The organism is Pseudomonas sp. BAY1663 (assembly GCF_000582595.1).
GTDB lineage: Bacteria > Pseudomonadota > Gammaproteobacteria > Pseudomonadales > Pseudomonadaceae > Stutzerimonas > Stutzerimonas stutzeri_AF.
Window position 1 is genome coordinate 56,129 of record NZ_AZSV01000017.1, and the last position, 11,081, is coordinate 67,209.

11 protein-coding genes and 1 pseudogene are annotated in these 11,081 nt (G+C 63.7%); 8 read left to right on the top strand and 4 right to left on the bottom strand.

The features are described from left to right. Nucleotides 1-28: 28 nt before the first annotated feature. Complete coding sequence (locus tag BAY1663_RS07550) at nucleotides 29-919, bottom strand: helix-turn-helix transcriptional regulator (RefSeq protein WP_037039095.1); 891 nt, start codon at nucleotides 917-919, stop codon at nucleotides 29-31. 3 nt (nucleotides 920-922) lie between these two features. Next, on the bottom strand, nucleotides 923-1,558 hold the full coding sequence (locus tag BAY1663_RS07555) for a YbhB/YbcL family Raf kinase inhibitor-like protein (RefSeq protein WP_037039097.1): 636 nt from the start codon (nucleotides 1,556-1,558) through the stop codon (nucleotides 923-925). Nucleotides 1,559-1,820: 262 nt separating this feature from the next. On the opposite strand from BAY1663_RS07555, the gene BAY1663_RS07560 reads away from it, so the two are divergent. After that, nucleotides 1,821-2,573, top strand: a complete 753-nt coding sequence (locus BAY1663_RS07560; RefSeq protein ID WP_037039099.1) for an aspartate/glutamate racemase family protein — start codon at nucleotides 1,821-1,823, stop codon at nucleotides 2,571-2,573. A gap of 50 nt (nucleotides 2,574-2,623) precedes the next feature. Here BAY1663_RS07560 and BAY1663_RS07565 read toward each other — a convergent pair whose 3' ends face one another. Next, nucleotides 2,624-3,445, bottom strand: a complete 822-nt coding sequence (locus BAY1663_RS07565; protein WP_256206597.1) for a LysR family transcriptional regulator — start codon at nucleotides 3,443-3,445, stop codon at nucleotides 2,624-2,626. Between the two features lie 137 nt (nucleotides 3,446-3,582). On the opposite strand from BAY1663_RS07565, the gene BAY1663_RS07570 reads away from it, so the two are divergent. Both BAY1663_RS07570 and BAY1663_RS07575 read left to right on the top strand, forming a co-directional pair. Then, nucleotides 3,583-4,002 carry a DoxX family protein gene (locus BAY1663_RS07570; protein WP_037039102.1) on the top strand — a complete coding sequence of 140 codons (420 nt, stop codon included), beginning with the start codon at nucleotides 3,583-3,585 and terminating at the stop codon, nucleotides 4,000-4,002. A 15-nt stretch (nucleotides 4,003-4,017) separates the two neighbouring features. Then, nucleotides 4,018-4,698: a glutathione S-transferase family protein gene (locus BAY1663_RS07575; RefSeq protein ID WP_037039105.1), complete on the top strand. Its 681-nt coding sequence runs from the start codon at nucleotides 4,018-4,020 to the stop codon at nucleotides 4,696-4,698. Nucleotides 4,699-4,732: 34 nt separating this feature from the next. Here the strand turns inward: BAY1663_RS07575 and BAY1663_RS07580 are convergent, their stop codons facing one another. Beyond that, nucleotides 4,733-5,179, bottom strand: a complete 447-nt coding sequence (locus BAY1663_RS07580; protein WP_033938336.1) for a helix-turn-helix domain-containing protein — start codon at nucleotides 5,177-5,179, stop codon at nucleotides 4,733-4,735. 156 nt (nucleotides 5,180-5,335) lie between these two features. Here BAY1663_RS07580 and BAY1663_RS07585 point away from each other — a divergent pair, with 156 nt between their 5' ends. From BAY1663_RS07585 to BAY1663_RS07605, 5 genes and pseudogenes are all read left to right on the top strand, one after another. Then, on the top strand, nucleotides 5,336-6,535 hold the full coding sequence (locus BAY1663_RS07585) for an MFS transporter (protein WP_256206598.1): 1,200 nt from the start codon (nucleotides 5,336-5,338) through the stop codon (nucleotides 6,533-6,535). A 23-nt stretch (nucleotides 6,536-6,558) separates the two neighbouring features. After that, nucleotides 6,559-7,914 (top strand): pyridoxal-dependent decarboxylase, encoded by a 1,356-nt coding sequence (locus BAY1663_RS07590; protein WP_037039112.1) that lies wholly within the window; start codon nucleotides 6,559-6,561, stop codon nucleotides 7,912-7,914. A 3-nt stretch (nucleotides 7,915-7,917) separates the two neighbouring features. Continuing rightward, nucleotides 7,918-8,862, top strand: coding sequence for a LysR family transcriptional regulator (locus BAY1663_RS07595; RefSeq protein WP_037039115.1), 945 nt, complete (start codon nucleotides 7,918-7,920; stop codon nucleotides 8,860-8,862). Further along, nucleotides 8,859-9,122 carry a hypothetical protein gene (locus BAY1663_RS07600; protein WP_037039119.1) on the top strand — a complete coding sequence of 88 codons (264 nt, stop codon included), beginning with the start codon at nucleotides 8,859-8,861 and terminating at the stop codon, nucleotides 9,120-9,122. The genes BAY1663_RS07595 and BAY1663_RS07600 overlap by 4 nt, the downstream gene beginning before the upstream one ends. Nucleotides 9,123-9,356: 234 nt before the next feature. Continuing rightward, a pseudogene (locus tag BAY1663_RS07605) lies at nucleotides 9,357-11,081 on the top strand (conjugal transfer protein TraG); the annotation flags it as partial.

The following is an 11,081-nucleotide window of genomic DNA, read 5'->3' on the forward strand; positions in this document are numbered from 1 at the left end:
GGCGTATGCCGACAGGGCCGATCTTCTGTCAACGAACGGCAGAAGGCAGGTGGCCAAAGCGTGCGCGGAATCGGTCGGCGAAACGCGCGCGGGACTGGTATCCGCAGGCCTGCGCAATACGGGGAATGCTCCAGGATGTCGTTTGGAGCAGCATCATGGCACGGTGCATGCGGATGTCGACCAGCAAGTCCTCGAAGCGCACGCTTTCGCCTGCCAGGCGGCGTCGCAGTGTGGCTTCGCTCATCGCCAATACACGTCCCGCCTCGTGCGCTGTCCAGTGCTGATCCGGTGCTTCGCCAATCAATGTGCGCAAGCGCCCGGCCGTGCCGCTCTGCTTGGCGTCCTTGAAGGCATGGCCTCGTTCAGCGAGGGCCAGGACGAAATCCATCAAACGGTATTGGAGCCGTTCGTCGCTCACAGGCTTAGCTTCCACGCTTTCAAGCACTCGTCGGAACGTCGACTCCAGATCTTCGTCCAGTGCTACCTGCTGGTATGACGTCCGGTTATCTTTGTTCGGTGGCTGCGGGGTGCGATCGCGGTGAAATGCGTCCAGCAAGCTTGCCGAGACCGTCAGGAAGATGGAGTGGAAGCGCTTCTCGGGGCCTCCCGGGGTTTTCAGCAGGTCGGCGCATGTGCCCGGCTCGACGAGCAGCAGCGATGCTTGTGTGTTAACCGATAGCGGGCTGACAGCATCATTGAGATCGAGCCGCCCCGCGACGACAAAGAGCACGGTGGCTTCATGGAACAGAAATCGTGGCGTGTGCTGGATCTGCTTCAGGACAGGTTGCGCAAGACTGCACAGGCCACGCCGCAGCACCGGTGCGCCAGATGGCAACGACCAGTGCGTGCGGCAGCCTGTTTCCGTCTGGACGGAAGCAGGCTGCCGTGACGATGCCGTGACTGGCTTGCGTGTGCTCACAGGTCAATCAAGGGGCACGGATAGGTTAAGGCGATACAGGCCGGTCAGGCTGGCTTGCCCCAGCACCGGCGCGGTGGCCAGGGCCGCGCGCACGCTAACGCCTGTCAGCGGCGCGTCCACGGCAAGCGCAGGCGTGGCCAGCGCATAGACCGTAAAGATGTAGCGATGAACCAGCGTGTCGTTCCACGGCGGGCATGGGCCATCGTAGCCATAGTATTCACCCTTCATCTGCGCGTCGCCGGCAAACCAGACGGTGTAGTCGTTGGTGCCATGACGCAAGCCGTCGGCAGCATTCGGACCTGGCTTGCCGCGTGGCGTCACACCGTTCGAATGCGAGCCAGCCTCGATCTGCTTGATGCTAGCGGGAATGTCGAGCAGCAGCCAATGGAAGAAGTCGATGCGTGACAGTTCGGCAGGCACTTCGCGGCCTTCCTGGTTCACGTCGTCACCTTTGCTGGGAACGTCAGGGTCGTGGCAGATGATCACGAAGGACTGCGTACCTTCGGGGATGTCACTCCATGCCAAGTGCGGATTCCTGTTCGATGACAGTGCAATGTGTGCGGTGGCGTCGGGGACCGCGAACGCGAATTCGCCAGGAATGGCCTGGCCGTCCTGGAAGTTGTGACTGATGAGTCGCATGTGAGGTTTCGTCCTGTGCGTTGATGGGAAAAGCCGATGTTGCGCAAGGCTGCGCACAGGACGGAATTCTAGGGCCGCATGGATTTTTGAGAATACCATATCCAATCAATTATTTTTCAAATCCAGTCAAGTTGATCGTTTTAGGTTTGTTTTCCTGGTCGTCGGCGATAAGTTCCAGATGCGGCACATATGACGTGCTGATTCCTTTCAGACCATGTGCCGATACCACATGGTCTCGCTGCTTCGAACTTTGGAAGACACCATGAAAACCTACCGCGTCGGCCAGATCGTGCCGAGTTCCAACACGACGATGGAAACCGAAATCCCCGCCATGCTGAACGCGAGGCGGCGTTTTTTTCCAGAAGAACATTTCACGTTCCATGCCGCGCGCATGCGCATGATGCACGTCACGCCCGGTGAGCTGAAGGCGATGGATCAGCAAAGCGTTCGCTGCGCACAGGAGTTGAGCGATGCGCGTTGCGATGTGCTGGCTTACGCTTGCCTGGTTGCCATCATGTGCCAAGGTCCTGGTTACCACCGCCAATCCGAAAAGCGCCTTGGCAAGGCCACCGAGGAGAACCAGGCCCCTACGCCGATCATCAGTTCTGCCGGGGCACTGTGCGACAGCATCAAGGCCATGAACTTCACCAAGGTGGCGATCCTGACGCCCTACATGAAGCCACTGACGCAACAGGTTGCCGCTTACATCGAGAGTGAAGCCATCCGCGTGACGGACTCCCTCAGCCTGGAAGTGTCGGACAACCTTGCTGTCGGCCGAGTCGACCCGATGAGCCTGCTTGAACACGTCAAGCGCCTCGACATCAGCGAGGCGGATGCCGTCGTCCTGTCCGCCTGCGTGCAAATGCCTTCACTGGCGGCTATCCAGCGTGTTGAGGACGCGCTGGCCAAGCCGGTTCTTTCGGCTGCGGTGGCGACCGTCCATCAGATACTCAAAACCCTGGGTTTGGCAGCGCATGTACCTGATGCGGGGTATCTGCTTTCCGGGCGGTTTTGATCGCTTTAGCCGTGCAGATGAAATCGACCCGCTGGCAATCACCCTGGCAGTCAAAGGTTCAAGTGCTCCCCCAGATGCCGGAACACCGTAGACACCCGCCGCAGATGCCGAGACTCGGGGTGCGTAAGCAGCCACAGTTCGGTCTGGCATTCGTCGAGGATGTCGGTCAGCGCGATCAAGTCCTTGCGCGGCTGCGCCAGGAACGCCGGCAGCACGCCCACGCCCATGCCGGCCGCCACCAGTTCCATCACGGTCAGGATGCTGTTGACGCGATAGCGCGGCACTGCCTTGGGATGGTGGCGCTTGCGCCACAGCACCGAGGGGTGCTCGGGTAGCGCATCGTCAGGGGCAATCCAGGCGGCCTTGCCGGCTTCAACATCCTGGTAGCGCCGGATGCCGCTGGCCTTGTTGGCGTACAGCGCCACCCGGATCGGGCCGATGTGCTTGCCGACCAGGTGCTGCGGCGGTTTCTTGGTGGCGCGCACCGCAATGTCGGCCTCGCGCCGCGTCAGGCTGGTCAACTCATTGCCGGTATGTAGCTCATAGTCCAGCAAGGGATGGCGGGTAGCGAGTGTGCGCAGCGCTGGCGCGATCAGCCCGTGCAGGATGGTGTCGGTGGTGGTGATGCGCACCGTGCCCGACACTTGCTCGGGCGTGAGCTGCACGGCGGAGCGCGCCTGTTCCAGCCGCGTCTCCACCTGCTCGGCATGTTCGGCCAGCACCTGCGCCTGCTCCGACGGCAAGTAGCCCGCGCGAGACCGCTCGAACAGCCTTTGCCCCAAACCACGCTCGATGCGACGGATCGAGCGGAAGACGGTCGAGGCATCGACGTCCAGCCGTTCGCCCGCACCGGCCAGGTTGCCGGCACGCACCAGGCCAGGACGATCTCCAGGTCGCCTGCGCCCAGTTTGTATTGCGTTTTTGCAATTGCTGCTTTCATTTTTGCCTATTTTTATTGCGCTACTGCAATCATACGATTGAGACCATTCATTCGTAAATTGGAGGTTTCATGGCAATCACGCCATCTTCTTCTTCGGCCTATGGCATTGCCTTGCTGCGCATCAGCCTGGGCGTCATGTGGGTGGCGCACGCGTTGCTCAAATGGTTCGTCTTCACCCTGCCGGGTACGGCGCAGTATTTCGGCAGCGTCGGCATTCCAGGCTGGCTGGCCTATCCGGTGTTCGCCGTGGAGCTGCTGGGCGGCATCGCGTTGTTGCTGGGCTTCTATGCGCGCCAGATCGCGCTGGCACTGGTGCCGGTCATGGCCGTGGCGGCCTGGGTGCATGTGCCCAATGGCTGGGCGCATACCAATGCCGGCGGCGGCTGGGAGTACCCGGTGTTCCTGGTCGCGGCCTCGGTGGCGCTGTGGTTGCTGGGCGACGGCGCACATGCGCTGCGGCGCAGCCATCGCTTCGTGCCGGCAGCTTGAGCGGGAGATCGCGCGATGAGCCACCCACTCACCCTGGTCAGCCATGTGCTGTGCCCGTATGTGCAGCGCGCGGTGATCGTGCTCAAGGAAAAGGGCGTGCCCTTCGAGCGCCGCGATGTCGATCTGGCACACAAGCCAGACTGGTTCCTGGCCTGCTCGCCGCTGGGCAAGACGCCGGTGCTGCTGGTCGGTGATGCGCCGATCTTCGAGTCGGCCGTGATCTGCGAGTACCTGGATGACACCCTGATGCCGCGCCTGCATCCCGAGGATGCGCTGAGCCGTGCCCGCCATCGCGCCTGGATGGAGTTCGGTTCATCGCTGCTCAACACCATCGCTGAGTTCTACAACGCCAAGGACGATGCGGCGCTGGACGCGCAAGCCGATCAGCTCCGTGCGCGGCTGGCGCAGGTCGAGGCTGCGCTGGCCATTCGCACCGGCAACGGCGCCTGGTTCGCGGGGGAACCGTTCAGTCTGGTGGATGCGGTGTTCGGGCCGGTGTTTCGCTACTTCGACGTGTTCGATGGCCTGGGGGATTTCCGCTTCTTCGACGGCTTGCCCAAGACCACGGCCTGGCGTGCTGCGCTGGCCAGCCGCACGTCGGTGCGCGAGGCCGCGCATCCAGACTACCCGGCGCTACTGCGGGACTTCCTGCGCAGGCGGGAATCGGCCTTGTCGCGCAGGATGGTGAAGGATTGAAGGGGCAATGAAGAACGGACAACAACCGATTGCCCTATGTGACCTTCCGTACTTCGGTCGTGGCCGGTTCCAGCACGGAGCCATCCCTCGCCGTGGGTGCCATGCGCGGAATCGGCTTGCCGGTGCGCGTGTCGATCAGCACCGAATGCCGCTCGCCACGCTCGAACAGATGTTGTTCGCCCCATTGCCGCAACGCCACCACGATGGGGAACAGGTTTTCCCCTTTGGCTGTCAGCACGTACTCCTGGTAGGCGGTGCCATCCGAGGCCGCCTGCGTTTCAAGGACGCCGGCATCGACCAGCTTGCGCAGCCGGTCGGAGAGGATGTTGCGAGCGACGCCCAGGCTGCGCTGGAAGTCGCCGAAGCGGCGCATGCCGTCGAAGGCATCGCGCACGATGAGCAACGACCAGCGATCCCCTATCAGATCGACGGAGCGCGCAACAGGACAAGGTGCGTCGTTCATGGGTTTGCGGGTTGGCATGAAATCTCCTGGCTGGCTGACAGGGATAAGGCTAATGGTTGCATTTTAAAACCACGTGATCTAGCATTCAATCAGTTTTATTTTGAAACTAGATTGAATGGGCGATGGATCATGAAGTCATCCCACGTTTCGATGGTGCCGGCCCCTCTGGAGACGATGCCAACCCGAACTGCCGATATGCCACGCGGCCTGGTACTGCTGTTTGCCGCTGCCAGTGGCCTGAGCGTGGCGAACGTGTACTACGCGCAGCCCCTGCTCGATGCGCTGGCCCGCGATTTCGGCATCAGCCATGCAGCCGTGGGTGGCGTGGTGACAGCCACGCAGGTCGGATGCGCCGTGGCCTTGTTGTTGCTGGTGCCGCTGGGCGATCGCGTTGAGCGCCGCCGCCTGATGGCGGTGCAACTACTGGCGCTGGTGGCGGCACTGGTGATGGTCGGCATGGCGCCGTCTGCGCCAATCCTGCTGGCAGGCATGCTTGCCGTGGGCCTGCTGGGAACGGCGATGACACAGGGGCTGATCGCCTACGCGGCCAGCGCCGCTGCTCCCCGTGAACAAGGCCGCGTTGTGGGGGCGGCACAGAGCGGCGTGTTCATCGGCCTGCTGCTCGCGCGAGTGTTCGCTGGCGGTGTCAGCGATCTGGCGAGCTGGCGCGGCGTGTACTTCTGCGCCGCCGTGCTGATGCTGGTGATCGCGCTGCCGCTGTGGCGGCGACTGCCCGCCTTGCCTCCCGTATCGAATCCGATGCGCTATTCGCGCCTGATCGCCTCCATGCTGAAACTGCTGCGCCAGGAAAAGGTGCTGCAAGTGCGTGGCATGCTGGCGCTGCTGATGTTCGCCGCGTTCAACATTTTCTGGAGCGCGCTGGTGCTGCCATTGAGCGCGCCGCCCTACAACTTCTCTCACACCGTCATCGGTGCTTTCGGCCTGGTTGGCGTGGTCGGCGCCCTGGCCGCTGCGCGTGCCGGGCAATGGGCGGATCGGGGCTATGCCCAGCGCACCAGCGCGGCGGCGCTAACGGTACTGCTGCTGGCCTGGTGGCCGCTGTCGCTGATGGAATGGTCGCTGTGGGCGCTGCTGATCGGCATCGTGCTGCTCGACCTGGGCGGCCAGGCGCTGCACGTCACCAACCAAAGCATGATTTTCCGCACCGGCCCCGAGGCGCACAGCCGGCTGGTCGGCCTCTACATGCTGTTCTACGCCATCGGCAGCGGGCTGGGCGCCATCAGCACGACGGTGACCTATGCCCATGCCGGCTGGGGGGGCGTTTGCCTGCTGGGCGCGACGGTCAGCCTGCTGGCGCTGTTGTTCTGGTGGACGACGCGGCGGGCCACGCCCACAGTGGCAGTTCGGGCATGAAATAGGAACGGAGGGATTCTCGAATGGATGAACTGGAATTGCTGGCTCACGCCGATGCGCGCGGCCGCCGCTACACCGAAGCCAATGGCCGTCGCCGGGTGTTTCCATCGGACGAGGCGATTGCCGCATTGGCGGCTTTCGACGAGCCGCTGCCCAAGCAGGGCTTGCCGGCCGAAAACACGCTGGCGCTGCTGGATGATGTGGGTTCGCCCGCGACCACCGCGTCCAACGGCCCGCGCTATTTCGGTTTCGTGATCGGCGCGGCATTGCCCGCCGCAGCGGCGGCGGAACGGCTGATGCTGGCATGGGACCAATGCGCCTCGACCTTCGACAATTCGCCGGTGTCGGCCACGCTGGAGCGTGTGACCGCCCGCTGGGTACTCGACGCGCTGGATCTTCCGCGGGACAGCGCCGTGGGTTTCGGCACCAGCGCCACGGCCTGTACGTTGACCGCCCTGGCAGCCGCACGGCGCGAACTGCTGGCACGCCTGGGCTGGGACTTCGACGGTCAAGGGTTGAACGGCGCTCCGGAAATCCGGGTGGTGGTCTCCGAACTGGCGCACATCACAGTCAAGAAGGCATTGCGCGTGCTGGGCTTTGGGCTGAACCAGATCATCCATGCCCCGGTCGATGCCGAAGGTCGGGTGGATACCGCCCGGCTGCCGTCGCTGGACGAGCGCACCATCCTGTGCTTACAGGCGGGCGAAGTGAACACCGGCGCATTCGATCCTTTCGAGCAGATCATTCCACACGCCAGCAAGGTCGGCGCATGGGTGCATGTGGATGGCGCTTTCGGCCTGTGGGCGCGGGCTTCGTCGCTGACACACCTGACCCAAGGCATCGAACGGGCCGATAGCTGGACGACCGACGCGCACAAGTGGTTGAACACGCCCTACGACTGCGCCATGACCATCTGCCGCGATGCGCGGGCGCTGGCCGAGGCCATGAACAGCGATGCCGCCTATTCCAGTGCCAGCGTGGACGCGCAGAAGAACCTCACACTGGAATTCTCACGCCGGCCGCGCGGCATACCGGTATGGGCGGCGCTGCGCAGCTTGGGGCGCAAGGGCATCGCCGAACTGGTGGAGCGTCATTGCGCTCAGGCGCGCCGCATCGGCGATGCCCTGGAGCGGGCCGGTTTTGAGGTGCTCAATCGGGTGACGCTCAATCAGGTGCTGTTCCGCTGCCAGACTGATGCCCAGACGCTGGCGCTGCGCGCGGCGATACAGGCATCTGGCGAAGCATGGTTCGGCGGCACGCTTTGGCAGGGGCGGCCAGCACTGCGTATCAGCGTGTCGTCCTGGCGCACGCGCGATGCTGATGTCCAGGCACTCATTAATCTGCTGCTGGCACTTCATGTTAGAGGCCCGAAGGGATAGCGCATGGAGCTTCGTCATCTGCGCTGCTTCCTGGCCGTGGCCGAAGAACTCCACTTCGCCCGTGCGGCCGAGCGGCTGCACATTGAGCAGTCGCCGCTGTCGCGCGCCATCAAGGAACTGGAGGAAGAACTGGGCGTGGTGCTGTTTGCCCGCACCACGCCCAGCACGCGGCTGACCCGCGCGGGCAAGCTGTTCTGTGACCATGTGCCGCGCGTCTTCGCCGCCATACAGCAGGCGCGCGACAGCGTGAAGGCGGCCGCTAACGGCTTCCACGGCCAATTGCGTATCGCCTTGTCCGACGGCATTACGCCATCGCGCCTGCCGGCTTTACTGGCGCTATGCCGGCAGGAGGAACCGGAAGTCGAAATCCGCCTGACCGAAGTACCGCTGGCGCAGCAGATTAAGGGCCTGCACGACGACCTGTACGACGTCGGCTTTGCCCGTGCCGCTGAAGCCGGCGATGGCATCGTTGCCTTGCCTGTCTGGAACGATCCGCTGATGGTGGCCGTGCCCGCGCGCCATCCCTTGCTGGCCCACAAGCGCATCCCATTGGAAGAACTGCTGCGCTACCCGCTGGTGTTGTGCGATACGCAGGCGTGCGAAGGTCATGCCCGGCAGGTCGAGCGGGTACTGCGCCGCGTGGACATGGAACCCTTGGTGGCCGAACGGGTGGCGTCCTGCGACCTGATGATGGCGCTGGTCTCCGCAGGCTTCGCACTAGGACTGACGGGCGCCGCGCATATCACAGCCAGCCGGGAGCAAGGCGTGGTGGCGCGGCCGCTGACTGGACGTTCGCCGATGCTCACGACCTATCTGCTGCGCCTGGATAACGAACCCTCGGAAACGCTGGCCCGATTCATTGAGCGCGTACAGGCCATCGAGTCACCGGAAGACACAGGACCAACGCCGGACGACGACCCCGACTCCCCGGAGGACTCCACACCATGAAGAAGACCATCCCATTCTTGTTGGCTGCGATACTGACTGGTTGCGGCCCGACCGAAACGCCAGAGGACAAGAACGTGCCGACCGTTGAAGAACTGGCGTCCGATGCCGTGCGCCTGAAAGAGCTGCGACAGCAGTGCAAGACCGATCGCGCCACGCTCGGCGACGTGTTGTGCAACCGGGTAGCCGAGGCCACGCGCAAGCGGTTTTATGGTGATGGCAACACACCTTATACGCCGCCGGAGAACCCGCCCAAGTTCTGATCGCTGGCGATTCGCCACGAACTTTTCATTTTCTGCCCGACACGCCGCAATGCGCCTTCGCTTGCGGCGTTTTTCCTTGGCCCGATGCGGCCCTAATTCTTTCCAATTACTCGACCTTTCTTCCGATAACGGTCTTTGACCGGCACCGACCCGGCACCGATCCTCACGCCATGCGGCACGTCCTTGTGCCGCGTGTGAGCGAGGAATCAGCGCAGGAGAAATCGGAGGCCAGTCATGCAAGGTCAGGGTGTGCTGTTCGGGCAGATCGCCGCTGTTTTCAGCATCGTGATCGCCGGCGTATGGAGTGCAACGCAATGGACAGCCGCCGCCCTCGGCTATCAACTACGCCTTGGCTCGCCCTGGTTCGACTTCTTTGGCACGCCGGTCTATCACCCGTGGCGACTGTTCGAGTGGTGGTTCTTCTTCGATGCCTATGCGCCGCACATTTTCGACGTAGGCGGTGCGATTGCCGGCGGTAGCGGCCTACTGGCCGTGCTGGTCGCCATCGCCATGTCGGTGTGGCGCTCACGGCAGGCCAAGCTGGTCACGACCTACGGTTCGGCGCGTTGGGCCGATGCCGCCGACATCCGCAAGGCGGGCTTGACGCAGCCGGCCGGTGTGTTCCTCGGCCAGCATGATCGCCAGTACCTACGGCATGAAGGCCCGGAACACGTCCTGTCCTTCGCACCCACGCGCTCGGGCAAAGGCGTGGGCCTGGTGGTGCCGACGCTGCTGTCGTGGCCTGCCTCGGCCGTCATCCACGACATCAAGGGCGAGAACTGGCAGATTACGGCTGGCTGGCGTTCGCGCTTCTCGCATTGCCTGCTGTTCAACCCCACCGATGCCAAGTCGGCGGCCTACAACCCGCTGCTGGAAGTGCGGCGCGGGGCGCATGAAGTGCGCGACGTGCAGAACATCGCCGACATCCTGGTCGATCCCGAAGGGGCGCTGGAGAAGCGCAACCACTGGGAGAAAACCTCGCATGCGCTGCTGGTGGGCGCCATCCTGCACGTGCTCTATGCGGGCAAGGACAAGACGCTGCGCGGCGTCGCCAACTTCCTGTCCGACCCGGCCAGCCCGTTCGAGCTGACCTTGCACCGGATGATGACCACGCCCCACCTCGGCGATGGCCCGCATCCGGTGGTGGCCTCCGCTGCGCGCGAAGTGCTCAATAAGTCGGACAACGAACGCTCCGGCGTCCTGAGCACCGCCATGTCGTTCCTGGGTCTGTACCGCGATCCCACGGTGGCCGAAGTCACCTCGCGCTGCGACTGGCGTATCGCCGATCTGATTGCTTCCGAGCATCCGGTGTCGCTGTATCTGGTGGTGCCGCCTTCGGACATCAGCCGCACCAAGCCGCTGATCCGGCTGATCCTCAACCAGATCGGGCGGCGGCTCACGGAATCGCTCGATGGCAGCGACGGCATCGAGCGCCGCCACAAGCTGCTGCTGATGCTGGACGAGTTTCCGGCGCTGGGCCGTCTGGACTTCTTCGAGACGGCGTTGGCTTCATGGCCGGCTACGGCATCCGCAGCTTCCTTATCGCGCAGTCTCTCAACCAGATCGACAAAGCCTACGGCCAGAACCATTCGATTCTGGACAACTGCCATGTGCGTGTGACCTTCGCCACCAACGACGAGCGCACGGCCAAGCGCATTTCCGAAACGCTGGGCACGGCCACCGAGCTGCGCGCGCAGCGCAACTACGCGGGCCACCGGCTCGCGCCGTGGCTCGGGCATCTGATGGTGTCCCGGCAGGAAACCGCACGTCCGCTGCTCACCCCAGGCGAAGTGATGCAGCTTCCGCCAGATGACGCCGTGGTGATGGTGTCCAGCGTCGCGCCTATTCGGGCGAAGAAACTGCGCTACTACGCCGACGCCAATTTCAAGCGCCGCGTGCTGCCGCCCGCCCCCGCTGGCGGACGGGCAGTACGCCGACGCGCCGCCATCGCGCCCGACG

What these genes read in the sequence shown, in the direction of transcription:
- BAY1663_RS07560 (WP_037039099.1), top strand. Translation starts at nt 1,821, where the DNA reads ATGAAAACCTACCGCGTCGGCCAGATCGTGCCGAGTTCCAACACGACG.
- BAY1663_RS07570 (WP_037039102.1), top strand. Translation starts at nt 3,583, where the DNA reads ATGGCAATCACGCCATCTTCTTCTTCGGCCTATGGCATTGCCTTGCTG.
- BAY1663_RS07595 (WP_037039115.1), top strand. Translation starts at nt 7,918, where the DNA reads ATGGAGCTTCGTCATCTGCGCTGCTTCCTGGCCGTGGCCGAAGAACTC.
- BAY1663_RS07575 (WP_037039105.1), top strand. Translation starts at nt 4,018, where the DNA reads ATGAGCCACCCACTCACCCTGGTCAGCCATGTGCTGTGCCCGTATGTG.
- BAY1663_RS07585 (WP_256206598.1), top strand. Translation starts at nt 5,336, where the DNA reads ATGCCAACCCGAACTGCCGATATGCCACGCGGCCTGGTACTGCTGTTT.
- BAY1663_RS07590 (WP_037039112.1), top strand. Translation starts at nt 6,559, where the DNA reads ATGGATGAACTGGAATTGCTGGCTCACGCCGATGCGCGCGGCCGCCGC.
- BAY1663_RS07555 (WP_037039097.1), bottom strand. Translation starts at nt 1,558, where the DNA reads ATGCGACTCATCAGTCACAACTTCCAGGACGGCCAGGCCATTCCTGGC.
- BAY1663_RS07580 (WP_033938336.1), bottom strand. Translation starts at nt 5,179, where the DNA reads ATGCCAACCCGCAAACCCATGAACGACGCACCTTGTCCTGTTGCGCGC.
- BAY1663_RS07600 (WP_037039119.1), top strand. Translation starts at nt 8,859, where the DNA reads ATGAAGAAGACCATCCCATTCTTGTTGGCTGCGATACTGACTGGTTGC.